The following is a 26,223-nucleotide window of genomic DNA, read 5'->3' as shown; positions in this document are numbered from 1 at the left end:
CAAATGTTTTAATCGCATCAGAAAGCTCGGCTATAAATGGAATCATAAACGGGTGTATCGGGTGTATTGTGAATTAAAGCTTAATCTCAGGGTAAAGCGTAAACAGCGCATTCCTCCACGAAACCCAGAAAGGTTATTAGTCCCCAATAAACAAGGTGAATGTTGGTCAATGGATTTTATGAGTGACAGTAGTCGTAATCAGCGTCGCTTTAGGACGTTCAATGTCATCGATGACTTTAATCGTGAGGCGCTAGGCATTGATATTGCAGTAAGCTTACCGGCAGGGAGAATTACCCGTTACTTAGATAAACTGGCTGAATATCATGGCTATCCATTAAAAATACGGGTCGATAATGGGCCAGAATTTACAGGAAAAACCTTTATAAACTGGGCTAAATCCCATGATATAGCCATTGATTATATCCAGCCCGGTAGCCCTTATCAAAATGGCTATATTGAACGATTTAATCGTACCTATCGTACTGAAGTACTCGATTTATATCTTTTTAATAATCTAGAACAAGCAAGAAAGGTAACCGAAGAATGGCTAACAGTGTATAACACCGAAAGACCGCATGAGGCATTAAATAACATGACACCGATTGAGTATAAAACATTAAAACAGGCAGCTTAATTTTCTACGTAAGTTGTGTACTAAGTTTGGGGTATTTACACCAAGTGCTGACAACTTGGGCAAGTTAGCAAGTCAAACATGAATATTTGATGTGGCTATGTTTGTCAGGAAAAAAATCAAAGTAGGTGCATAAAGACCTAACCGCATCAAAAAGCCTTTAATCAAAACATACAACTCCAAAATTACCCCACAAACAATTGATTCCATTAAAAACATCAAGTGAAAAGTTTAATAAAATCAATTTTCTATCTTGGAAATTTTACAGATAAAAATACACCTATATTTTACAACACTCAAAAGTCAATACAGTCATTAATCTGGCGTCAGAATGTGACAGCAACGGAGATAGGTTAGCACGTCAAACAGGGATGTTTGGCTTAAATGTTATCACCGATATTAATCATTCCCCAAATCTCAAAATGACCGAAACATAACACCATATTTTAATTATAAAATTAACTTACCTATAAAACCGAATCGTTTTCATCTTTATATTTCTTTACAAAAAAGCCCGCCAAAAAACTAGCCAACTCTTTTTTAAATGGTTATACTTTAACCGCTATAGAAAAAGCTTATTAAATAAGCGAACAATTATAAAAATACAAATAAAACAATATATTAATTGACAGGTGAACCATAATGCATTATCATTTTAGACACCAGACACCAGCAAACCTATGTCTTAAATTTATCAAATAACTCTATCCGACGAGTTTTTACACAAAACTTATTTATATCTTCGAAATTATCGCTCAAATCACCTAAATCACCTAAATCACCTAAATCACCTAAATCACCTAAATCACCTTTGCTAGTATTAGCACTGTTATTATTGTCATCTTCATCGAATTTACAGGCATTGAATGGTAAAATAGCTCGAGCGGATAATCGTAGTGATGCGATAATTTTACCTCCAACGGTAGTTGCAGTTATTGATTATGTAAGGCCGGCTGTATCTTTGGGTAACGACGAATATGCAGGCCCAGCTGACATATGGAATCCTAGTAAAGGATTCTTAGTTCAATCAATCAATCCTGAATCATACAACCTCAATTTCCCAACTACAGGTGCGCATAATTTATATTTTGATTTACTCATAACTGGAGATGTAGAACAATTGATATGGGAACCAGTCACGCATGAGGGAATCACTGCGACAGTGACAAATGTTGTAGTTCGTGAATGGTGGATTCCTGATGAGGATAAGAGACAAGTTGTAGCACGTGTTAGGCTAACAGGTCCAGAGGCAAGCAATCAATGGTACAATTCTAATCCTAGTCGAATAGCTAAGCCAAGGTTACCGCAGACGTTTGAGTTAGTGGGTAGAGATATATATGGCGGTGAGGTAGTAAAATATGGATTTGTATTAAGGCAGTGGTTCGTCAATCGTGGTAATCAAGCGAAAGCTTATAGTGACCAGTTAGCATGGTGTAATAGTTTGGGTTATCGAATGCCACGGGTAAGAGATTTAACCAATTCAAACTATAATGATTTAGGTGCAACACTTGTTAATCATTACAAGCGTCACATAGGCGCTGGCTTTTTCACGGAGTGGGGCAACATTTTCTACTACCCTGGTACGGGCTTCATCACCTCCTACTACTGGACGAGCGGCGCTACAGGTAGCTACCAGTTCCCTGTCGGCTCGTACAGCGGCGGCGTCCGCAGCGACAGTGCCAGCGTCTCCCGCTATGGCCTTTGCACCGCACCTTAGCTTTTAGCGTTTATTTCTTAATCCTTAGGTCGCGGGGGCACTTCTGGTGCAAATAGAAGTAATCTAACAAAGAACCCAGCCCCCGCTCAGTTGGACGCTGAGCAGGTATGACTGCGTTAATGACTGAAAGCCAAAAAAACACTCCCGACCGACTACGCATAGGCATGATTGGCATTAAAAGGGTAAGTTTTAAAGGTATTTTGTTCGGTAAGGTTTCGGATGTTGACTCTAGCGTTATTTATTTTCCCAAAGGTTAAAACGTCCGAAACTTAACCGTATCCCCATAGTCTTTACTTAAATACAAAATCCCCAAAAACGGACTATAAGCATTTAATTTCATTAAAAAACAACCAATAAAAATTTAATAAAATCAATTGAATATCTAAACTGTTTTATAGAAAAACATTCCAATTTTTCACAACACTTAAAGGTGAATATAGTCATAAATCTAGCATTAGAATGAGCCCAGAGTTGGTAAAGGGTTGTTGCAAAAATAGTTGATTAGCGTATTGATTTTGTTTGTGTTTTTATAAAAACAATTAATTTATAATTAGTTATTACCCTAAACAATTATTTATTATAATAAAACTTGACAAAGCATGAGCAACTGTTGATAATAGCGCCGTTTTTTTAACCTGAATTTTTTATTATAGCGAGGTGGCAAAATGCCTGTAGTTAACACTTTATCTTAATGCCGACTTGGTATCTTCTATCATATTGTTTTTTGCTTAGTATTATCTAAGCCCCTTCGTCACAATTCAATCTATAGATTTTTGCCTTGTCGGTTTTCCCTTATTTTTTTGGAGAAAACATTATGACAATGGAATCTTATATTCAAAATTTAGAATTAATTAAATATCCACGAACACCGCACCTAGAAAGCTCACGCCTACAGGTTGGCGATAGTGAACATGGACAATGTCCTTATAAGCAATTAGCTGGTCAATATATCGTTATTGAAGAAAAACTTGACGGTGCAAACTGTGCTATTAGTTTTTCAGCTAGTGGTGAACTGTTGCTTCAATCTCGAGGACATTACTTAATAGGTGGTTCACGAGAACGCCAATTCAACCTTTTAAAACATTGGGCTTGCGTGCATGAATATTGGTTACTTGAGCGTTTAGAAGATCGCTATATCCTTTATGGTGAATGGTTACACAAAAAACATGCTATTTTTTATGATGCTTTACCACACTATTTTTGTGAATTTGATATTTGGGATAGACAACAAAACTGTTTTTTATCTACCCTAAAGCGACATCAATTATTAGCTGGTGGTCCTGTTTTATCGGTGCCTGTGTTATTTGCAGGGATTGCACCTTCTAAATTGAGCGATTTATTGGCGTTAGTCAAACCATCTTTGGCTAAAACCGCTAATTGGCGTACTTGCTTTGAACAAATAGTGATGCGTGAAAAGCTTGATTTAAGCAAGGCTTGGCAACAATGTGATAACTCTGACTTGATGGAAGGGTTATATCTTAAAATCGAATCGGAAGAACAAACCATTGATCGCTTAAAATGGGTTCGACAGGATTTTGTTCAGGCGATTTTAGATGCAGGGCAACACCATAGTGAACAGCCTTTTATTCCAAACCAATTAGCTCAAGATGTTGAGTTATATACACCTCAATTAACGGTGAATTGGAATCATGGATGCCTAAAAGGAGATAGTAAATGATGAATTATCAAGCATTAAAACAACAGATAGCAAGTACGCTAGCGACCGATGACTTTAGCTCATGGCTAACGGGTATTCCTGAGTTGAACAGTTTAATCATCACGCCACAAGATCCGTTGCATCATGGTGAGGGTAATGTTTGGGTTCATACGCAAATGGTTGTGCGCGCATTATTAGCACAAGACGAGTTTGTCAAGGCGACAGAAGATGAGCAGTTCGTATTATTTATGACAGCTTTATTACATGATATTGCGAAGCCAGAAACCACCGTCATTGATGAATATACAGGTAAAATCACGCAACCAAGGCATTCCCAAAAAGGCGAAGTTCGTAGTCGTATATTATTATGGCGAATGGGTGTGCCATTTGATTTGCGGGAGCAAATTTGCCGAATTATTCGTGTACATCAAGTGCCTTTTTTTGCTTTAAGTGATGGGGGAAGAAATAAATCACCCGAATATTTAATTCACCGCTTATCGTGGCAACTGCCTATTTGGATGTTATGTTTGCAAGCTAAAGCCGATATGGAAGGTCGTATCTGTGCTGATAAACGCCGAGCGCTTGATGAAGTTGAACTCTTTAGACAATTGGCACTTGAAGAGGGGTGTTTATATCACCCTCGCCAATTTGTTGATGATTATACTCGGGTTCAATATTTTCGAGGTAGTAATGTATTACCGGATTATGCGTTATATCCCCAAGAAGGATCTAAGGTGATTATGCTAGCTGGCTTACCAGCATCAGGTAAAAATAGTTGGGTAAATAAACATTATCCAACATGGCCGATTGCTTCTTATGATGATGCTAGGGCTGAATTAAAGTTAAAGCATGGTGAAAATGAAGGCTTGGTCATACAGTTTGTATTAGCAAAAGTTAAACAGTGGTTAAGAACCAAGCAATCTTTTATTTGGAATGCAACACACTTATCGCAGGAGATGCGCCAAAAAGCACTCGATTTGCTTTATGCTTATCATGCGAATGTGGAAATTGTTTATCTTGAGCAACCCGAAAAGGAGTTGTATCGTCGTAATTCAGCACGCGATACAACTTTGCCAAATAAAACGATTCAGCGATTATTAAACAAATGGGAAGTTCCACTACCGACTGAAGCCCATAAGGTGAGCTATTTAATCAATCAATAATTGTTAGTCATCTTTGGTAATATTAAATTGGGGCTTGATATCAAAGCCCCTGATTTATCGAATAGTTATATTAACTATTTAATTCAGCTTATTTTTATGGCTTTTTGATATCCATAAAGGTGATTTTTTATTGGCTTATCTTATTTATTATATTGAGACAAAAACCAAGTGATCGCAATTAAATCGGCCGAACCACCAGGGCTTAAATTGCGTTTTATTAATTCGGTGTCAAGTTGATATAGATTGTGCCGACCATCGAGATGAGTAATGCCACCTTGCTTAATTAGTTTTTTCGCTTGTTCTTGCACAAAAGCCAAGCCATCAAGTCCGCCTCGTGAAACCAGATTAGTATCTTGATTAAAAGCAAGTAAATATAACATCGCCTGTAATAAGCAACTTTCTTCATCATAGCCATTGTTTTGCATTTCTTGATAGATAGGCAGTGAAATATTTCGAACTGTTGCATAACCTGATTCTGCTTCGCCACGTGCGCCAGATAAGTGATGACGTTTAAATAGCTTTTCGCCTATCGAATTAGCTTGGTTATTTTGCTGTAGTTCGCTTTGAACTATGCCTTGGCAAATAGCTGAAACTTGGTCACAGATGTTTTGTGCATAGGTGGGTAAGCCGAGTTGTTCTAATCGTCCAATTGCACCCAATAGCAATCCAAAAGCAAATATGCCGCCTTTATGGGTATTAACTTGATTGGTAGCTTGTAACATGGCTTGTTCACACTCAATACCAATCGGTCTAATCCCCATTAAAAATAGTTTGTTGTCATGTAAAGCGGATGTTTTGCCATATTGATAAAAACGTTCAAACCAGTTGCTAATGGCACTGATGCTGTGGACAAAGGTTTGAAATTCCATGTCACGGTGGGCGCCACTGTTATTCATGTCAACTAAGCCCGGCTTAGGTGATAGGCAAATTTCTTTAATTAATGCTTGGGTTGCTAATTGTGCTGGTAAGCATCGATTGGAGTCATTATTGAGTTTTAGTTCTAATAATGCTATTTGCTGATAATAATCGTTCATTATTATTTGTTACCTATTGGGGATGATAGTTATTCTGTTGTGTGCTGTATGGCGTAATAAACCAATCCATTGCTTTAAATGGCTTGGTTTATTATAAGGATTAATAATCACTATGCGTTGATACCGCAAGTACTTCCCGATTACCGTTGTGACTTGGACCGCTAATAATGCCTTCTACTTCCATTTGTTCCACAATGCGGGCAGCTCGGTTATAGCCAATTCTAAATTTGCGTTGTACGCTAGAAATTGACGCTCTTCGTGTTTCAACAACAAAAGCGACAACTTGATCAAATAATGGATCGAGCTCTTCACCTAACATATCTGCGTTACCGTTTTCACTTTCGTCGGTTGCTACAGTGACATTTTCGATATATTTTGGTGTGCCACGCGCTTTCCAATCTTGTACAACGGCGTGCACTTCTTCATCACGGACAAAAGCACCGTGAACGCGAATTGGAATGGAACTATTAGGGGCTAAATAAAGCATATCCCCCATACCAAGTAGTGATTCAGCGCCCATTTGATCTAAAATGGTACGCGAGTCAATTTTACTTGATACTGTAAAGGCAATGCGTGTTGGAATATTCGCTTTGATTAAGCCAGTAATGACATCAACCGATGGGCGCTGTGTCGCTAATACCAAGTGAATACCAGCCGCCCGTGCTTTTTGAGCAAGCCGTGCGATTAACTCTTCTACTTTTTTACCAACCGCCATAATAAGATCGGCAAACTCATCAACCATAACCACAATATATGGTAATTTTTCTAATGTCGGCATGTTAAGATCCATGCTGTCTGTTGGTTTCCAAAGCGGGTCGGGAATTGGTCTGCCCATTTGTTCTGCCAGTTTGATTTTTTCGTTATAACCGGCAATATTACGGACACCTAACGCCGACATGAGTCGATAGCGTCGTTCCATTTCGTTAACACACCAATTAAGTGCATTGGCGGCATCTTTCATATCGGTTACCACTTGGGTTAATAAATGGGGTATCCCTTCATAAATAGATAGCTCAAGCATTTTCGGGTCGATCATAATAAACCTGACATCTTCAGGTTGCGATTTATACAAAATACTTAAAATCATTGCATTAACGCCGACTGATTTACCTGAGCCCGTCGTACCAGCAACTAATAGATGTGGCATCTTTGCCAAATCAGCAACCACTGATTGCCCAGCGATATCTTTCCCTAAGACTATCGTCAGCGGTGATTGTGCATCTTTAAACTGTGGACTATCTAAGACTTCCCTAAAATAAACCGTTTGGCGATTTTTATTGGGTAATTCAATGCCAACATAAGGCTTACCTGGAATGACTTCGACCACACGAACCGATGGCATGGATAGTGAGCGAGCTAAATCACGGTCTAGCGTTGAAATTCGAGCGGCTTTAATACCCGGTGCTAGTTCAATTTCAAACCGAGTAATCACCGGCCCTGGCAAATAATCAACCACTTTAGCTTTAACTCGGTAATCTGATAGACTCTTTTCAATTAGTTCAGCCATGGCGTTTAAAGCGGCATGATCAACTTCGATTCGAGCTGTCGGTGGTGCAGTTAATAAGTTTAGCGACGGCAAAGGTGTAGTTGGTTTAGGTAATGGTTTATCATGACGTCGCAATAATGGATGAATTAAGCTTTCTTCATCGCTTTCATTGGAATAATCTTGAATATCTTCAATGCGATCTTCTTCAGGATAGATATCGTCAATGACCGGGTTTGCTTTTTTTAGCGCTTCGGTATCAATATATTCCAGTTGTTTTGCGTCTACTTTTACTTCTGCGTCAGTTTCTGTATCTGCGATGTTTGCTATGTCAGCAATATTTGATTGCTCAGCAATCACCTCTGGTTCTTGGATAAATGGCTGCTTAGATTTAATTATTTCAATTTTTTCAACGTCTATAGCTGGTTCAAAGGGTGTTTGTTCATGGGTGAGTTTAATTTCAGGCTCGTTATGTACCAAAGTAAACAGGGGTTTACTTGGGGCATCAGAAATAGTGTATTTATCTGGTTCTTCAAATGATAATTTTTCTGCTGATTTTTGCGTTTGTATTACCTGTTTTATTTGCTCCATTGATGAAGACAATGCTTGTTCTTGATCTGGTGTGGCTTTGTCTGCATTTATGTTTTGAATAATCGATTCAAGGCGAGATAAAATTTCGTCTGGATTGAGTTCATTTCTTGGAGGATTGTCAATTGTTTGCGAGGTTATGGTTGACGATGGTAATTTAGCATCTTCACGCGATGGCCCGATTAATTCAGCGGTAGTTTTGATTGAAATTTCTTCATTGTCAGTCGATACGGTAGTATTTGATGAGTGCTCTTGAGATGTTTCATTGCTTGGGATAGCGGTTGATGTTTGAATGATATGGGAATTATCATCTTTGGTATCAAAAGGTATGGTAAATTGAGGCTCTTTTGTTTCCTCATTGGACGGCGCTATTGGTTTTTCTTGCTTTGAGTCAAGTTGTTCAAGTTTATTTGTGATGCGAGGTTTAATTAACCACCTAATAGGTAACAGTAAAATCATGACAAAAGCACCTAATTTTTCAATTAGATTGAGCCATGATAATCCAGTTAATAATGTGACACAGGCTAAGCAAGTTGCAAGAAGAATCAATGATAAAGCAAAACTATTTATAATAGGTAAAAGGCTTTCGATGACTATCGCACCTAAATAACCGCCTGCTTCAAATTGTTCAGAATCAGCAATATTTAAAGTAAAAAATCCAGTCGCACTAAATATAAATGCTAAAATCCCAATAATCCGAAATGAAAGACTAAAGTAGTTAATAGGATCATTTGCATGTTTATAAAAATAAACGATTAACTGTAAACAGATAAAAACGGCAATGAGAGGTAAGCTATAAGCAATAAAACCTAAAAATTGAAAAAGAATATCGCTGGCATATGCGCCAATATAACCACCAAAATTACTAATAGGAGAGTGCCAAGCAGTACGAGACCAACCGGGATCAGACGGATCGTAACTAAACTGTGATAAAAATAAACAAACAGATAAACCGATTATTATAAGTAGAATAAATTGCTTAATAATCTGTTTTCTTGTAATTTTGGGCTTTTTCAAACAAGTACCTAAAAACTATTACTAATAAAATTGCTGGCATTTTATCATAAATTGTGCCTGCTCACAGAGGCAATACCATCGAAAACACAATTTATTGTTGGGTTATTCTGCTATGGGAAATAGGGTTGAATTAAATCTGATGCCATTTTGTACATATCGTTGCGCATTAGTAATATTGGCTGTAATTTCAGCTTTGGTTAACTTGCGAATAATTTTGGCAGGCGTACCCATAATTAAACAACCTTCTTCATAGGGTATGGTGTGTGTTACTAGTGAGTTAGCAGCAACAAGGCAATTTTTTGCAATTTTGGCATTGTTTAATAAGGTACTTCCCATACCAATTAATACATTATCTTCAATTGTGCAGCTATGTAGGATAACATTATGCCCAATAGTGACATTTTCACCGATAATGCAGGGAATATCAGTTTCAATATGAATGGTTGTGTTATCTTGTACATTGCTATTTTTCCCAATATGTATGGAGGCAATATCACCACGTAAAACAGCATTAAACCAAATAGAAACACCTTCTTGTAAAACGACATCACCAATGATATCGGCAGATTTTGCAATAAAACAATTTGGATGAATTTGTGGATGTAAATTCCCTAGTTGATAAATCATAATTGTTACCTTTTGTGGTTTTTAACACTCAAAAATAAGCTAATAGAAAGAAAATTGCATAACACCATAGAGCTAATCATGAGCCATTCGGTTGTATTGTCGACCGTTATAGTTGCCGCAGTATGTGATGATACTAATATTGATAATAATATACCCATTGTTCCTGCAATTGCGAATCGAATTGTACCAGCAAGCGAGGAAGCTGTGCCGGCAATATGTGGGTAAAAATCTAAAACGACGGCCATACTATTGCCACCAATGATTGACATACAGCCAATATAACCAGCAACACAAGCAACAAGATAGGCAAATCCCAAATTAAATAGTGTAACGAGCAGCAGTCCTATCGCCATAATAAATTGGAGTAAAAGACCCAACTGCATCATTTTAATAGCACCAACATGTTTAACAAAACGGCTATTTAATGTATTCATCAGAACCATCACTATGATATTGAACGCAAAGTAGTAACCAAAGTTAATTGATGCCACACCATGCAGATTCATATAAACGAAAGGCCCTAAGCTTAAAAATGAAAACAATCCCGCACTAGAAAACGCACCTATCATCATATAAGTTAACACTTGCCTATGGCGAAATAGGGTAATGAAATTACTTAATATACGCATTAAACTGAATTTATTACGTTTTGTTTTGGCTAGTGTTTCGGGAATAAAGGTGACGACTAGACCAAAGCAAGTCAAAGCAATTAGGCTGATAGTGTAGAAATTAGCTTGCCAATTAAACCAATATAAAATAAATCCACCAATAATCGGAGCTAGTAATGGTGCAACATTGGATATCAGCATCACAAACGACATCATTTTAGAAAACTCGTCACGATCATGATAAATATCTTTCATTAATGCATTAATGACTATTGCTGTAGCTGCCGCCGCAATACCATGAAAAAAGCGAGCTGTAATTAATTGATTAATATTGTTGGCAATACCACAGCTTAACGCCGCAACTATAAAAATAATTAGCCCAAAAATGAGAACATTACGACGCCCATAACTATCTGTGAGTGGTCCAAATAAAAGTTGTCCAACAGAAAATCCTAATAAATAGCAACTAATTGTTAACTGTACCGTGCCATCGGTTACATTAAAGTCGCGTGCAATCGTTGGCATACCGGGTAAATACATATCTATAGATAGAGGCATTAGCATAGCGAGTAATCCAAGAATAAAAATCAGTGCTTTTTTAGAAATTTTAAGATTAACTAAAGTATTTTGGGGTGGCACGTGGTACTTCCTTCAAAATTTATTCAAAATGCGCATAATAATATACGCGGCAATAAATGCCGCCAAATTATTTAAAAACATTCAACTGGTTAAAAGGAATATTTTTGTTAAAAGTTATGCAAATTCGTGTGTCAATTAAACGAGTCGATTTCATCTTGTGTAAGTGGTCGATATTCCCCTTCAGGTATATCAAGGTTTACTTTGCCTATCTGTTTACGATGCAACGCAACAACATGATTATTGACTGCAGCAAACATGCGTTTAACTTGATGATATCGCCCTTCACTAATGGTTAATTCAGCGTGAAAATCATCGATAATATGTAATTTAGCGGGTTTAGTGAGTGATTTCTCACTTTTTAATTGAATGCCATTGTTAAATATATCAATCAGTTCAATGCCTAATGGTTGTTCAACCGTGACGGCATAGACTTTTTCACAATGATGTTTAGGTGATGTAATTCGGTGTGACCATTTACCATCATCAGTCAGCAATACCAGCCCTGTCGTATCGAGATCAAGCCGGCCTGCTGCATGCAATTTTTCAGGCATCGGTTCATCAATAAAATAAAGAATAGTGGGATGATCGGGATCATCGGTTGAACAAACATAGCCTTGAGGCTTATTGAGCATAAAATAGCGTTGGTTGGTCACTTGTTCGATTTGATAACCATCATACTGAACAATCTGTTTTGGCGATAATTGATAAGCGCCTGATTTTATAATCTCACCATCAACAGTCACTTTTTTCGCTTTGAGTTCTTTGGTGACAATTGTACGACTGGCGCCTAAGTGATGAGCAAGAAATTTATCTAATCGCATAATTTAAAACGTGTTCCTGTATTACTTTAAAGGTGTATATATATCAAAACGGTGATTTTTAGTTTTTATTTCAGCCGTCGGTTTTTGATTAGCTAAAAATGGCGCATAATCTGGTCTTTTGACCACAACCCGTTTTTGGGCTAATTTTCTTGCTGGCTCTAATAAGCCATCTGCATCATTATCACTACCAACCAGTTGTTGAAAAATGCGCATCTCTTTTTTGACAAGTGCACTTTTTTGACGATGTGGAAACATGGGATCGAGATAAATCACATCAGGTTTTTCAGGGTAAGTACTTAATCCCTCAATGCTTGAATGATAAATTAAACGTAAATGCTGCTCAAGCCAACTACCAATATGGGGATCTTGATAGGCACGCTGTAAACCATCTTCTAATAATGCAGCAACGACAGGGTGCCGCTCAAACATAGTGACATGACAACCGATAGATGCTAAAACAAAGGCATCTCGACCAAGCCCAGCTGTGGTATCAACAACGGTAGGTAAATACTCACCTTTTACCCCGACTGCTTTAGCAATTGCTTCACCACGACCACCACCAAATTGACGACGGTGAGCCATTGCTCCTGAAACGAAATTAACACATATCGAACCTAATTTTGTTTCGTCAGTCTTTTGTAACTCAAGTTGATTGTTTTGGGTAGCCAGAGTGAACGGTAAATCGGCATGTGCCGATAACCACTGCTCAGCTAATAATTTTAGCTGAGCTAAGTTAGGACTAGTGGATACCATAATGACGAAGTAATGCTTCAAGTTGAGGTTCGCGGCCTCGGAAATTTTTAAATAGTGTCATTGGTTCATCACTACCGCCTTGCGACAAGATGTTATCAAGAAAGGCATTCCCCGTTTTGGCGTTGAAGATGCCTTCTTCTTCAAAACGTGAAAATGCATCAGCCGATAATACTTCTGCCCATAAATAGCTGTAATAACCTGCAGCATAACCACCAGCAAAAATATGACTAAATGCATGTGGGAATCGACCCCATTCAACAGTAGGCACAACAGCGACTTGCTTTCTTACTTCGGCTAATGTATTTAAAATATCTGGATCTTTTTGTGTATGTAATTTAAAGTCAAAAAGGCCAAATTCCAATTGGCGTAAAATAAATAGCGCGGCTTGATAGTTTTTAGCATCTAGCATCTTTTCTAACATTTCTGCTGGTAGGGGTTCGCCTGTTTGATAATGTCCTGATATAAATGCAAGCGCTTCAGGTTGCCAACACCAGTTTTCTAGGAATTGACTAGGTAATTCAACGGCATCCCAAGGTACACCATTAATACCTGCGACAGATGAAGTATCAATTTCGGTTAACATGTGGTGCAAACCATGACCAAACTCATGAAATAGGGTGGTGACTTCATCGTGCGTAAATAGCGCTGGTTTGTCGCCAACCGGGCGATTAAAGTTACAGGTTAAATAGGCAACTGGTTTTTGTACATGTCCGTCAGCAAAACGCATACGACCAATACAATCATCCATCCAAGCGCCACCACGCTTGTGCTCGCGCGCATATAAATCAAGATAGAAGCTACCTTTTAATTCGCCGTTAGCGGCAAACAGATCATAAAATTTTACTTCAGGATCCCAAACTTCAACGCCTTGTCGTTCCTTGGCTGTAATACCAAAGATGCGGTGTACTACCTCAAATAAACCACTAATTACTTTTTGCTGTGGAAAATAAGGTCGCAACTCTTCATCGTTAATGGTGTACAAGTACTGTTTTTGTTTTTCACTATAATAAGCCACATCCCATGGCTTGATATCACTAGCACCAAAAAACTCATAAGCATAACGTTTAAGTTCAGCAAGCTCTTTTTCACCTTGAGGTTTAGCTTTAGTTGCTAAATTGGTTAAAAATTCGATGACTTGCGAGGTGGATTGTGCCATTTTTGTTGCAAGTGATTTATCTGCATAGGTATTGAAGCCCAGTAATTGTGCAAGCTCATTACGTAGTGTTAAGATTTGTTTGATGATCTCTGTATTATCCCACTTACCAGCATGGGGTCCTTGATCTGATGCACGAGTAGTATAGGCTTGATAAAGTTCAAATCGTAAATCACGATTATCACAATAAGTCATAACAGGAAGATAACTTGGTATATCTAAGGTTAGTAACCAACCCTCTTTATCTTTTAATTTAGCCTGTTCTTTGGCGGCAGCAAGCGCACTTTCAGGCATCCCAGAGAGTTCTTTGATATCGGTAATTAGTTTTGACCAACCCATGGTCGCATCAAGTACATTATTGCTATATTTTGAGGATAATTCTGATAATTTTGCAACAATTTCACCGTAGCGTTTTTGTTTATCATCAGGTAAACCAATTCCGGATAATTCAAAATCACGTAATGCATTATTAATAACTTTTTTCTGTGCTTTGCTTAACGTAGCGTATTGTTCGCTTTCTTTGAGCTGTTTATAGGCTTGGTATAAGGGTTTATGTTGTCCAACCCATGTGCTGTATTCAGATAATAATGGCAGACAAGCTTCATAAGCTTCACGTAATTCTGGGCTATTTTTAACTGAATTAAGATGGCTAACTGGCGACCAAGCTCGGCCAAATTTTTCGTCCATTTCATCAATTGGTTGGATTAAGTTATCCCAAGTATATTGGCTATTTTGCTTTAATACTGTTTCAATTGTATTTCTGCAGTTTTTTAAGGTCTCTTGTATAGCAGGCAAAACATGCTCGGGCTTAATTTGTGAAAAGAGGGGTAATGGTGCATCTGTTAATAATGGGTTAGTCATGTAGCGATACCTTTATACACATGGGTTGTCTATTGATAGAACATAATATGGTGGCAAATTCAGTTAATTCAAGAGAATGTCATGCTTGGGAAGCATTATAATCCCATCAATTTGCGTTCACGCTGCCACTCTGAGGGAGTATAAGTTTTTATAGAAAGAGCATGGATACGGTTGTCATGGATGAATTCTGCCAAAGGGGCATAAATGGCTTGTTGTTTTTTTACGCGACTTAAATCGGCAAATAATTCACTGACAGCAATCACTTGAAAATGGCTACCATCGTCGGTCAAGACATGTACATCATCAAGCTCAAGCGAACTTTTTAATTTATCTATAATTTCTTGTTTATTCATTATTCATACTCATTTTTAATATAAATTATGGGTGTTATGTTTTGTTAAAAAGTTTCAGGTAACTATGCGTTTTAGTATAAAACCTAACTTTTTAAACATTGATCACTGGTTGTAGATCGTACAAGGTAATTAATGTTTGTAACTGAGGATTAATACCCTTGAGCTTTACATCATATTGATTGCAAAAATAAATTAAAGTCGCAAGCCCTACAGAATCAACTCGAGTAAGTTGCCCTACATCAATGTATTTGACACTGTTTAAAATGGTGTTTTGTGTTGACCATAAATCGTTTAAAGAGTGAACATCAAGTTCACCCTGTAAACACAATACATCTTGTTGTTTTTCTGATTTGATTCGCGACATTATCGACTAACCTTTTTGTTTAGCATTTGGATCAATATTACGGTTTGAAAGATCAGTTAATTGTTTAGTTAATGCATCAATACCGTCTTGACGTAAAATCGTTGACCACTCATTTTGTTTTGTGGTGATCATGCTTACACCTTCAGCAACTAAATCATAAGCTTTCCATTCGCCAGTGACAGAGTTTTTACGCCATTGAAAATCAATACGCAATGGTTGTTGATTTTTATCTGGTTGATTTAATAAAACACGAATAGAAATAAGTGTTTTGCCAGTTAAATCTTTAGGCGACTCAACTTGATAAGTTTGTCCATTATACATAGATAAAGCTTGAGCAAAAGCTTGTACCAGATAGTTTTCAAAAGCCGCAAAATAAGCTGTGCGTTGTGCTTCTGTTGCGCTTTTATAATAATTACCTAAAATGAGTGCGCCAGCATATTTGACTTGTACATAAGGTAATAAATCCGATTTTACAATCTCTTTGAGTTTGTTAGGGTTTGATTTTAATGCTGCGGATTGTGCATTCATAGTGCTAAAAATTTTATCAGCAGCAACTTGCATCTCTTTATAGGGATCATTTTCGGCAAATGCAGCAGCACTAAATATTAAAGCTATTACTAAAAAAACAGCCTGTTTGAATTTGATTAACATAGTAACTCCTTACTTTTCGTTTATGTCTTGCGTATCTTGTTTTTTATCTTTATCTGATGAACTGCCTACGCTATAAAGAAATTGACCAATTAAATCCTCTATAACCATGGCTGGTTTGGTATTGTTTACCACAAAACCATCTTGAAAATAAGCTGGTTTATTATCTTTTTTCTGTGCTGCATGTGTTGTATCATCAGCTTCTAATGCATCAAGCTCAAATTCAGTATTTTGATCTAATCCAAAATTAATATCTATGAATTGTTCACCTAATAATCCTGAAGTTTTAATTGAAAGCGAGCTTGAGCTTGGAATTTTATCATATTGTGCATCTATATCCATTGTTACATAAGGCTTGTACTCATCGTCATTTGACGCATTTAGTGAAATATTACTGACGCGACCAATAACTACCCCACCAATTTTGATAGGAGAACGTGCTTTTAGTCCACCGATGTTATCAAATACCGCATAAACTCGATAGGAATGATGGCTAGCAAATGATGTTGGATCGGTTACTCTAAAACATAAAAATAGCACTGAAAAAATGACCAGCACCATAAATAATCCTACTGTAATTTCGATTTTACGACTCATGTTTAATAACCTCAATGACTAAACATTAATGCGGTTAAAATAAAATCTAACCCCAAAATAACTAATGATGAATAGACAACAGTATTAGTTGTTGCCCGGCTAATTCCTTCTGATGTTGGCACACAATCATAACCATTAAAAAGTGCAATCCAAGTGCTGGCGATGGCAAAGGCAAAGCTTTTGACAAAACAGTTACCTAAATCATGCCACCAATCCACATTACTTTGAATAGATGACCAAAAAAAGCCAGCATCAATACCTTTCCAATCAACGCCAACAAGTGCACCACCTAAAATGCCAACTGTGACAAAAATTGCAGTTAAAAATGGCATACTAAAAAATCCAGCCCAAAAACGCGGAGCGATAATACGCCGTAATGGATCAATTGCCATCATTTCCATACTTGATAACTGTTCAGTTGCTTTCATTAAGCCGATTTCGGCTGTTAAAGCAGAGCCTGCACGCCCAGCAAATAGTAAACCTGCGACAACAGGCCCTAATTCGCGAAGTAGGGCTAGCGCAACCATCATTCCTAAACTTGCTTCGGCTCCAAAAGTAGTCAGAATAAAATAACCTTGCAGAGCCAGAACCATGCCTATAAAAAGACCAGAAACAATAATAATGGTCAGTGATTGTACTCCAACAAAATAAAATTGCTTAATGAGTAATGGAAATTGTTTATTAAATTGTGGTTTACCAATTAATGCTCCAAAAAGCATAACACCAGAACGACCAATCATCGCAATGAAATTGATAAACCATTGCCCCAATTTTGCTAGTAAATTCAACATTATTTTATACCTCTGCTTAGGTCTAATTTGTAATCATCAGCAGGATAATGAAAAGGTACAGGTCCATCAGCCAATCCGTCAAGGAACTGTTTAACGCGTAAATCGTCATTATCACGTAATTGCTGTGAAGTGCCGCCTGCAATAATATGCTGTTCAGCTACAATATAAGCATAATCTGCAATACTGAGTACTTCATTGACATCATGGCTGACAACAATGCAGGTTAAACCTAATGATTGGTTAATTTCAGATATCAGTTTAACAATAACACCCATCGAGATAGGATCTTGCCCAGCAAAAGGTTCATCAAACATAATTAAATCGGGATCAAGCGCAATGGCCCTAGCTAAAGCGGCTCGTCTTGCCATACCGCCAGATAGTTCGGATGGCATCATTTGAGCCGCGCCGCGTAACCCAACCGCTTGTAATTTCATTAACACTAAATTGTGTAATATAGGTTCAGGTAGGTGATGGTGTTCACGTAATGGATAGGCTACATTGTCAAATACCGTTAGATCAGTAAATAAGGCACCAGATTGAAATAACATGCTCATGCGTTTACGTACTTCATACAATCTTGAACGTGACATGCTGGGCACATCTTCACCATCAAATAAAATTTTCCCTGATTGTGGTTTCAATTGTCCACCAATTAGGCGTAATAAGGTGGTTTTACCAATGCCAGATGGTCCCATAATTGCCGTGACTTTTCCTTTTGGGACATTCAGACTCATATTTTTATAAATAGGCCTTGTTCCACGATAAAAAGACATATCATGGATTTCAACCAAATTCTGTGGTAATGCCTCTTCCACCATTATTTCCTATACTACTAAAATTATAATTGTGGCTATTTTACTTGATATTTGTGAATAAAGGAATCAATTAAACGCATTACCAATTTGTGAATAGTTTGTAAATAAATAATTTTTATACTTTAGATATTATATGAAAACACATAATCAAAATGGTTATTGGATTATGCCTTAAGAATAAATAATAAAAAATACAGCCCGTTTGATAACGGGGGCGTTTTAATATCTTGCCATTTGTTTGTCAACCGTTAGTGCCCAAGCATCAATCCCGCCCGTAAGGTTATATAGGAAGTTGGGATCAAAGCCGTTTTCTACTAAATAATAAGCAACGTTTAGGCTTCGCCTGCCATGATGACAATAAATAACTATATCGATCTCATCTGGGATTTTATCTAAATATAGCGGGATCATATTCATTGGAATATGCGTTGCGTTATTGATAACACAAATGGCTACTTCATTGGATTCTCGTACATCAAGCAGAAATAGATTTTCTTGCTGCTTTAATTTTTGTACAAGTTCGACTGGGGTGATTTCCTTTATTGTCATTATGTAAAACTCATTAGAATAATTGTCAAAAAGTTTCAGGTAGGTATGTGTTTCAGTATAAAATTTCAATTTTAAATTGATTAATATATCCTGCAATCATATTGCAGGATATATTTTTACCACTTATACCGCTAATGCCTTACTAATTTTTTCAAATAAATCTTTAGATAAATTTTCAATTTTTAGTAATGCTTCAAGTGCTTTTCGCATTTGTTGTTGACGTTTTTCGTCATAACGTTTTAATCGAATAAGCGGATCGATAAGCCTTGCTGCAACTTGCGGATTTTTTTGGTTTAACTCAGTAAGAATCTCAACTAAGAATTGATAACCACTGCCATCTTCAGCATGAAATGCCACAGGGTTATTATTGACAAAGGCGCCAATTAATGCACGAATCCGATTTGGGTTACTGAGTGTAAATGACCGGTGAGTTAATAATTTTTTCACGGTAGCAAGAACATTCTTTTCTGGGCTTGTTGCGTTCAATGCTAACCATTTGTCCATAACAAGTCCATCTTGATGCCATTTATTATCAAAGTCAGCTAATAAGTCAGTTCGACAATCCAGTTCAGCTTTTACCGCTACATTTAAGGCCGCTAAACAATCGGTCATATTATTGGCTTGATGGTATTGTTGGCCAACTAATGTATTGGCGCGCAAACTATCATCGGCATATGCTAATAAAGTTAAACAACAGTTTTTAAGTGACCGTTTAGCTATATCATTATGTTCAATTTGATATTGTGATGTTTTATTGTGGTGATAAACGGTTAATAATTCATCATAGAGTTCGTTTGCAAAATGAGTTAATAAAAATAGACGCACTTGATAAATTGCGATTGGATCAACCACAGTAAATAAATTCGCCAACTCGTTTTCAGACGGTAAGGTCAAGATTTGCGCAATAAGGAAAGGATCAGTATTTTCTGATAACAATACCGCTCTAAAACCATCTAATACTGAATCAGGTAGCATTAATTTCTGATTTTCCTGATAATTTTTTACATTTAAGCGAACATATTTTGCTAATAACATTTGAGCTGCATCGTAACGGCTAAATGTGTTAGTCGCGTGTTGCATTAAGAAAATAAGATCATTATCTTGATAATCATAAGTTAACTTAACAGGCGCTGAAAAATCACGTAATAATGAAATGATCGGTTTTTGAGTGACATTATCAAAGATAAATTGTTGTTTGTTTTGTGTTAAATTTAAAACATGGTGAATAGTTTTGCCTTGGTATTGCAGTGGAATTATTTCACCATTATGTTGATATAACTCGATATCAAGTGGGATATGCAAAGCTTGTTTTTGTGCTTGATCTTGAGTTGCTGGCGTATATTGTTCTACCGTTAAAGTATATTGTTGATTTTTTTCGTTGTAATTATCGGTAACGACAAGTTCAGGCGTACCTGATTGACTATACCATAATTTAAACTGAGTTAAATCGATACCTGAGGCATCTTGCATGGCGGCAACAAAATCATCGCACGTTGCAGCACTACCATCATGGCGTTTAAAGTAAAGTTTCATCCCTGCTTGGAATTTATCTTCACCTAACAAGGTGTGCATCATACGAATAACTTCAGCCCCTTTTTCGTATACGGTTACTGTATAAAAGTTATTCATTTCAATGACTTGTTCTGGACGAATAGGATGAGACATTGGGCTAGCATCTTCGGCAAACTGAACAGTACGCAAGAGTTTGACATCTTCAATACGTTTTACTGCACGTGCTCCCATATCGGCGCTAAATTCCTGATCTCGAAATACTGTTAATCCTTCTTTTAAACTGAGTTGGAACCAGTCACGGCAGGTAACTCTATTACCTGTCCAGTTGTGAAAATATTCATGACCAATTACACCTTCAATACCGAGATAGTCATCATCTGTTGCTGTTTGTGGTTTGGCAAGCACATATTTTGAGTTAAAGATATTCAAACCTTTATTTTCCATTGCTCCCATATTGAAAAAATCGACTGCAACGATCATAAAAATATCTAAATCATATTCAAGTCCAAAACGAGTTTCGTCCCAACGCATGGCATTTTTTAAGCTAGTCATTGCCCAGTGCGAACGATCTAAATTACCTTTATCAACATAAATTTCTAAATCAACTTTGCGTTTGGATTGCGTAATAAACTGATCTTTTAAAATATCAAAATCACCAGCAACTAAGGCAAATAAGTAAGCAGGTTTAGGGAACGGGTCTTGCCATTGTACCCAATGACGTCCATCAGCGAGTTCGCCTTGCGCTATGCGATTACCATTCGAAAGTAGGTAAGGATAACTTTGTTTATTCGCGGTAATGCGTGTTGAAAAGCGTGCAAGCACATCGGGTCTGTCAAGATAATAGGTGATATGACGAAATCCTTCTGCTTCACATTGAGTACAAAGCGCTTCGCCTGATACATATAATCCTTCAAGTGCTGTATTATCAATTGGTTTGATTTCGTTAACAATCGTTAAAGTAAATTCTGCAGGAACGCCTTGAATGATTAATCCTGTTTTCGTGATTTGATAATCATGCCATGGTTGCTCGTCGATATTAACGGAAATCAATTTAAGATCTTCACCATCTAAAATTAGATCGTTCGCTTGCTTATTTTTTTGAACGATGCGGCTACGAGCTGTTACAGTTGTTATTTCGGGTGCTAAATCAAAATCAAGATCAATGTCGGTAATGGTAAAATCAGGTGCTTTATAATCAAGACGGTTTTTTGCAATAGGTTGCGATTCAGGTGTTTTTGTATTCATGTTGTTATAACCTTTTTGGTTTGGACTCAATTTATATGTTGTGCTAGCGAATATTATAGCTGATTAAAAACAATCTTATTACATAATTAATCTATATCTTCATTATTATTCTGCTATAATCTTCGGAATTTTCTTTAAAGTAATAGCACTAAAATTACATGTTACCAGCGATAATTACATCAATATTAGATACTGATGCTTATAAGCTGCATATGCAGCAGGCCGTATTTCATCACTATCCTGAAGCAACTGTAGTTGCACAGTTTCGTTGTCGTAGTGATGATCTACTCGGGCAATATGCTGATCAAATAATGCATCAAGTGAAATTAATGGAATCATTAGCGCTGTCTGATGATGAATTTAATTATTTATCAAATATCTCCTTTTTTAAATCTGACTATTTAAATTGGCTTAAAAAATGGCGTTTCAATAGTAATTTGCTCACTATAAAAGATGAAGATGGAGTGCTTTCCATTACGATTGAAGGTAAATGGTTAGATGTCATTTTGTGGGAAGTGCCATTACTTGCTGTTATCAGTGAAATTGTTCATAAAGATCGTTCGCCAAATATCGGCGTGCCCGAAGCATTAGCAAGGCTAAAAGATAAATTAGCGATGTTTAATGAAAAAACAGCTAATATGGATATGTCAGGCTTTAATTTAATGGATTTTGGTACTCGTAGACGTTATTCGTATGCGGTACAAGAGGCCGTTGTTAATTATTTGAAAAGGCATTTTAATAACTTTCACAGTACTAGCAATTATTTACTAGCCTATCGTTTAGGGCTTACGCCTGTTGGAACTCAAGCTCACGAATGGTTTCAAGCTCATCAGCGTTTAAGCCATAATCTTCAAGATTGCCAAAAAAATGCGCTTCAGGTTTGGTTAGATGAATATCCGCATGACTTGGGGGTGGCATTGACCGATTGTATTACAATGGATGCATTTTTACGTGATTTTGATTTGCACTTTGCGTCTAACTACCAAGGGCTTCGCCATGATTCGGGTGATGCAATTGAATGGGGCGAAAAAGCGATTGCGCATTATCAGCAATTGGGCATAGATCCGCAAACCAAACTGTTAGTTTTTTCTGATAGCTTAAATTTTGATAAAGCGATTAACATCTATCAGCATTTCAATCAGCGTGTAAAATTGTCATTTGGTATTGGTGGATTTTTAGCTTGTGATATTCCATCTAAAGATGCTAATACTAGGGCATTGAATATAGTGCTTAAATTAACGGAATGCAATAACCAAGCTGTCGCTAAACTATCAGATAGCCCAGGTAAAACGATATCTCAGGATTTAGATTTTATTGATGAATTAAAACGAACTTTTAGTGTTAAATAATGATAATAATTTATATTTAACCCATTATTAATATTAAAAAATAAAATCAGTAATAAAGGTTTTATTATTCATGGATTCCATTTTTGTTATGGAATAGCCGTTAGAATATATCTGTATTACTTTATTACTGTAAATATTACTTAAACAAATTAATGTAGAGATGGATAATTAAAATGACTTCAGTTGCATCTATTGTTGATGTGTTACAAGGCAAAATTGCTGTTGGTAGCACTATTTCGGTTCAAGGTTGGGTAAGAACTCGACGTGATTCTAAAGCAGGTATCTCATTTTTAGCCGTTTATGATGGCTCTTGCTTTGATCCTATTCAAGCAGTTATTGAAAATAATTTACCTAATTATGAACAAGAGATCTTACGTTTAACGGCTGGTTGTTCGGTTAAAGCCACGGGTAAAGTGGTGGAGTCGCCAGGTCAAGGTCAAAAATATGAATTGCAAGCAACACAAGTTGAAGTATATGGCTTTGTTGACGATCCGGAAACTTATCCTATGGCAGCTAAGCGCCATTCAATTGAATATCTGCGTGAAGTAGCACACTTGCGTGCAAGAACCAATATTGTTGGTGCGATAACGCGTGTACGCCATACGCTTGCGCAAGCTATACATCAATTTTTTGATGAGCGTGGCTTTTATTGGCTATCAACCCCAATTATTACCGCATCAGATACTGAAGGGGCGGGCGAAATGTTCCGCGTTTCAACACTTGACATGCTAAATCTGCCTAAATCGGATAATGGCAAAGTTGATTTTGATAAAGATTTCTTTGGTAAAGAAGCTTTCTTAACAGTTTCTGGACAATTAAACGCTGAAACTTATGCTTGTGCACTTTCTAAAGTTTATACTTTTGGTCCAACATTTAGGGCAGAGAATTCAAACACTACTCGCCATTTAGCTGAGTTTTGGATGATGGAGCCTGAAGTGGCATTTGCCGATCTAAACGATAATGCTAAGCTTGCCGAGGATATGTTGAAATTTGTGTTTAAAGCAGTGTTAGAAAAACGTGCTGACGATATGCAATTTTTTGCGCAGCATGTCGATAAAGAAGCAATTAATCGCCTTGAGAACTTTATTAATGCTGATTTTGCTCAAGTAGATTATACCGATGCTATTACTATTTTACAAAATTGTGATGCTAAGTTTGAAAATCCAGTCAGCTGGGGAATTGATTTAGCTTCAGAACATGAGCGTTATTTAGCTGAGCAACATTTTAAAGCACCAGTGGTGGTAAAAAACTATCCGAAAGATATTAAAGCATTCTATATGCGCATGAACGATGATGGTAAAACCGTTGCGGCAATGGATGTATTAGCGCCAGGTATTGGTGAAATCATTGGTGGTTCACAGCGTGAAGAGCGTTTAGAAATGTTAGATAAGCGTATGGATGAAATGGGACTTAATAAGGAAGATTATTGGTGGTATCGTGATTTACGTCGATATGGTACTGTGCCACATTCAGGCTTTGGGCTTGGTTTTGAACGCTTAATTGTGTATGTAACTGGTGTTCAAAATGTGCGCGATGTGATTCCATTCCCAAGAACGCCGCGTAATGCGAATTTTTAAGTTGATTAAATTCCCAACCAAATTTTGGTTGGGAATGAGATTAACTAATTTTAGCACGACGCTGTATAAAAAATATCCAAACAGGCTTAATTTTAGCCTTAGACATCACATTTAATGAAAAGTTCACTTGATTTTAAAAAAAAATTATACATAATTTACGCTACTGTAAAAAGTAGATAAAAATAATAGATAAAAATATTATTTTTTGGATGAATAATTATTGTACGAAAATTGACACCAAACTAATGGAAAGTGTCTTTTTAGAAAATAACCATGAGGGTAAAAAATGAAACGTAATCTATTAGCAATCGCTATCCCTGCGCTTTTAGCCGCAGCTAGCGCAAATGCATCTATCGAAGTTTGGAACAAAGATGGTAATAAAGTTGACTTTTACGGTCGAGTAAAAGCAGCTAACAACATCACTGACCGTGGTCAAAAAGGTGAAGGTGATGATACTTCAGCTCGTTTAGGTATGTCAGGCCAAACTCAAATTACTGATAGCGTAACTGGCTATGGTCGTTGGGAATACGAAGCGAAAGCGGGTAAAAATTCTGATAACGAAGTACGTTATGCATTCGCTGGTTTAAACTTTGGTGATGCTGGTTCATTTGACTATGGTCGTAATGACGGTGTGTTAAAAGCAATTACTGCTTATACTGACGTATTACCACAATTTGGTGGTGACGCAGCAAACAACGATTGGAACGTACTTTCAAATCGTACTAAAGCAGTTGCTACTTATCGTAACAATAACTTCTTCGGTTTAACTGATGATTTAAGCTTTGCATTACAATATGCTGATAATGGTGATAACTCAAATACATTTAGAGAAGATCGTATCAGAGGGGAATCTCGCGAAGCTTATGGTGCAAACATTCAATGGAATATTTTTGACACCGGTTTAACTGCTGGTGCAGGTTATGCTCAAACTTCAAACAGTAATAATCGTCAAAGCACTTGGGCAACTGGTCTTAAATATGATAACTATAATTTATATTTAGGTGCTAACTATTTCCAATCTAAATTTAAAGATGTACTGGCATATGGACCGACGCATAGAGGTAATTATAAAACTGCTGATGGTAAAGTTAGAGGTTTTGAATTAGTCGCTCAATATGGTATTGATTTGGAAGTGGGTCGCATCACTCCATCTTTGGCTTATGTTCAACATAAAGTTAAAGCTGATGGGGTGAATTTTGTTGAAGATAATATTCGTTACCACAATAGCGGATTCAGCTCACCTGTAGTTAAATATGTATCTTTAGGTGCAACGTATGATCTAAACAAAAACTTCAGTGCAATTGTTGAATACAAATTTAACTTATTAGATCGTGATGATTATGGTGCTGAGAAAAATACTCAAAATTCGCGTGGTCACGGTACTAAACCAGGTACTAAAGATGTGTTAGGTGTTGGTTTAATTTACCAATTCTAATCTCTTAATATCTTATAAAAAGGCACTTAGGTGCCTTTTTTTTCGTCTGCTAAATGCTTTTCTTGCTAAAAACACATTTTATGCCTAAAAAAATCCTCATTAAATATTAAAATATTCGTAAATTCGCAGAAATAATCTGATTAACATTGTTAAATAGGCAATGAGTGAAATAAAATCTATTTGTTATCTAATAAAAATAGATATCACAGTAATAATATAATTGTTATTTATTGACA

The 26,223-nt window shown here is 36.8% G+C and carries 21 protein-coding genes and 1 pseudogene; 7 read left to right on the top strand and 15 right to left on the bottom strand.

Annotation, left to right across the window (positions count from 1 at the left end):
- The 4 genes from A9G24_RS12365 to A9G24_RS12350 form a co-directional block, all read left to right on the top strand.
- On the top strand, positions 1 to 634 hold a 634-nt coding region (locus A9G24_RS12365), incomplete at its 5' end, for an IS3 family transposase (RefSeq protein ID WP_141673163.1).
- A gap of 832 nt (positions 635 to 1,466) precedes the next feature.
- Positions 1,467 to 2,348, top strand: coding sequence for a hypothetical protein (locus A9G24_RS12360; protein WP_141673162.1), 882 nt, complete (start codon positions 1,467 to 1,469; stop codon positions 2,346 to 2,348).
- Positions 2,349 to 3,162: 814 nt separating this feature from the next.
- A complete protein-coding gene (locus A9G24_RS12355) occupies positions 3,163 to 4,026 on the top strand; it encodes an RNA ligase family protein (protein ID WP_176701212.1) in 864 nt (287 codons plus the stop codon).
- Positions 4,026 to 5,168 (top strand): AAA family ATPase, encoded by a 1,143-nt coding sequence (locus A9G24_RS12350; protein ID WP_065639296.1) that lies wholly within the window; start codon positions 4,026 to 4,028, stop codon positions 5,166 to 5,168. Before A9G24_RS12355 ends, A9G24_RS12350 begins: the two co-directional genes overlap by 1 nt.
- Before the next feature lie 140 nt (positions 5,169 to 5,308).
- On the opposite strand, the gene citG is transcribed toward A9G24_RS12350, so the two are convergent.
- The 15 genes and pseudogenes from citG to pepN form a co-directional block, all read right to left on the bottom strand.
- Positions 5,309 to 6,202 (bottom strand): triphosphoribosyl-dephospho-CoA synthase CitG, encoded by an 894-nt coding sequence (gene citG, locus A9G24_RS12345; RefSeq protein WP_081303190.1) that lies wholly within the window; start codon positions 6,200 to 6,202, stop codon positions 5,309 to 5,311.
- A gap of 100 nt (positions 6,203 to 6,302) precedes the next feature.
- Positions 6,303 to 9,251 (bottom strand): annotated as a pseudogene (locus tag A9G24_RS13235) (DNA translocase FtsK 4TM domain-containing protein); the annotation flags it as partial.
- A gap of 141 nt (positions 9,252 to 9,392) precedes the next feature.
- Positions 9,393 to 9,917: a gamma carbonic anhydrase family protein gene (locus tag A9G24_RS12335; RefSeq protein WP_065639288.1), complete on the bottom strand. Its 525-nt coding sequence runs from the start codon at positions 9,915 to 9,917 to the stop codon at positions 9,393 to 9,395.
- A gap of 5 nt (positions 9,918 to 9,922) precedes the next feature.
- Entirely contained in the window at positions 9,923 to 11,164 is a 1,242-nt protein-coding gene (locus tag A9G24_RS12330) for a Bcr/CflA family multidrug efflux MFS transporter (protein ID WP_065639287.1), read from the bottom strand.
- 131 nt (positions 11,165 to 11,295) lie between these two features.
- Entirely contained in the window at positions 11,296 to 11,985 is a 690-nt protein-coding gene (rsuA, locus tag A9G24_RS12325) for a 16S rRNA pseudouridine(516) synthase RsuA (RefSeq protein ID WP_065639286.1), read from the bottom strand.
- Positions 11,986 to 12,006: 21 nt separating this feature from the next.
- A complete protein-coding gene (locus A9G24_RS12320; protein WP_065639285.1) occupies positions 12,007 to 12,738 on the bottom strand; it encodes a class I SAM-dependent methyltransferase in 732 nt (243 codons plus the stop codon).
- The gene (gene prlC / locus A9G24_RS12315; RefSeq protein WP_065639284.1) at positions 12,725 to 14,752 is read right to left on the bottom strand and encodes an oligopeptidase A; all 2,028 of its coding nucleotides are present in this window, start codon (positions 14,750 to 14,752) and stop codon (positions 12,725 to 12,727) included. The genes A9G24_RS12320 and prlC overlap by 14 nt, the downstream gene beginning before the upstream one ends.
- Positions 14,753 to 14,847: 95 nt before the next feature.
- A complete protein-coding gene (locus tag A9G24_RS12310) occupies positions 14,848 to 15,105 on the bottom strand; it encodes a BolA family protein (RefSeq protein ID WP_065639283.1) in 258 nt (85 codons plus the stop codon).
- Positions 15,106 to 15,196: 91 nt separating this feature from the next.
- Complete coding sequence (locus tag A9G24_RS12305; RefSeq protein ID WP_065639282.1) at positions 15,197 to 15,469, bottom strand: STAS domain-containing protein; 273 nt, start codon at positions 15,467 to 15,469, stop codon at positions 15,197 to 15,199.
- Positions 15,470 to 15,475: 6 nt separating this feature from the next.
- Positions 15,476 to 16,120 (bottom strand): phospholipid-binding protein MlaC, encoded by a 645-nt coding sequence (mlaC, locus tag A9G24_RS12300; protein ID WP_065639281.1) that lies wholly within the window; start codon positions 16,118 to 16,120, stop codon positions 15,476 to 15,478.
- Between the two features lie 9 nt (positions 16,121 to 16,129).
- Entirely contained in the window at positions 16,130 to 16,714 is a 585-nt protein-coding gene (gene mlaD / locus A9G24_RS12295; protein ID WP_065639280.1) for an outer membrane lipid asymmetry maintenance protein MlaD, read from the bottom strand.
- Between the two features lie 11 nt (positions 16,715 to 16,725).
- Positions 16,726 to 17,505, bottom strand: coding sequence for a lipid asymmetry maintenance ABC transporter permease subunit MlaE (gene mlaE / locus A9G24_RS12290; protein WP_141673161.1), 780 nt, complete (start codon positions 17,503 to 17,505; stop codon positions 16,726 to 16,728).
- The gene (mlaF, locus tag A9G24_RS12285; RefSeq protein ID WP_065639278.1) at positions 17,505 to 18,323 is read right to left on the bottom strand and encodes a phospholipid ABC transporter ATP-binding protein MlaF; all 819 of its coding nucleotides are present in this window, start codon (positions 18,321 to 18,323) and stop codon (positions 17,505 to 17,507) included. The genes mlaE and mlaF overlap by 1 nt, the downstream gene beginning before the upstream one ends.
- Positions 18,324 to 18,539: 216 nt before the next feature.
- Entirely contained in the window at positions 18,540 to 18,869 is a 330-nt protein-coding gene (locus A9G24_RS12280; protein ID WP_065639277.1) for a rhodanese-like domain-containing protein, read from the bottom strand.
- A gap of 123 nt (positions 18,870 to 18,992) precedes the next feature.
- Positions 18,993 to 21,626 (bottom strand): aminopeptidase N, encoded by a 2,634-nt coding sequence (gene pepN, locus A9G24_RS12275; protein WP_065639276.1) that lies wholly within the window; start codon positions 21,624 to 21,626, stop codon positions 18,993 to 18,995.
- A 158-nt stretch (positions 21,627 to 21,784) separates the two neighbouring features.
- On the opposite strand from pepN, the gene pncB reads away from it, so the two are divergent.
- The 3 genes from pncB to A9G24_RS12260 all read left to right on the top strand — a co-directional run bounded on the left by pncB (position 21,785) and on the right by A9G24_RS12260 (position 25,987).
- The gene (gene pncB, locus A9G24_RS12270; protein WP_065639275.1) at positions 21,785 to 22,975 is read left to right on the top strand and encodes a nicotinate phosphoribosyltransferase; all 1,191 of its coding nucleotides are present in this window, start codon (positions 21,785 to 21,787) and stop codon (positions 22,973 to 22,975) included.
- A 173-nt stretch (positions 22,976 to 23,148) separates the two neighbouring features.
- Positions 23,149 to 24,552, top strand: coding sequence for an asparagine--tRNA ligase (gene asnS, locus A9G24_RS12265; RefSeq protein ID WP_065639274.1), 1,404 nt, complete (start codon positions 23,149 to 23,151; stop codon positions 24,550 to 24,552).
- A 286-nt stretch (positions 24,553 to 24,838) separates the two neighbouring features.
- Positions 24,839 to 25,987, top strand: coding sequence for a porin (locus A9G24_RS12260; protein ID WP_065639273.1), 1,149 nt, complete (start codon positions 24,839 to 24,841; stop codon positions 25,985 to 25,987).
- Positions 25,988 to 26,223 lie beyond the last annotated feature (236 nt).

The sequence above is a fragment of the Gilliamella sp. App6-5 genome (genome assembly GCF_001690525.1).
GTDB classification, from domain to species: Bacteria; Pseudomonadota; Gammaproteobacteria; order Enterobacterales; family Orbaceae; genus Gilliamella; species Gilliamella apicola_H.
The sequence above is the reverse complement of the archived record's forward strand: the minus strand, read 5'-3'. Positions and strand labels throughout refer to the sequence as shown.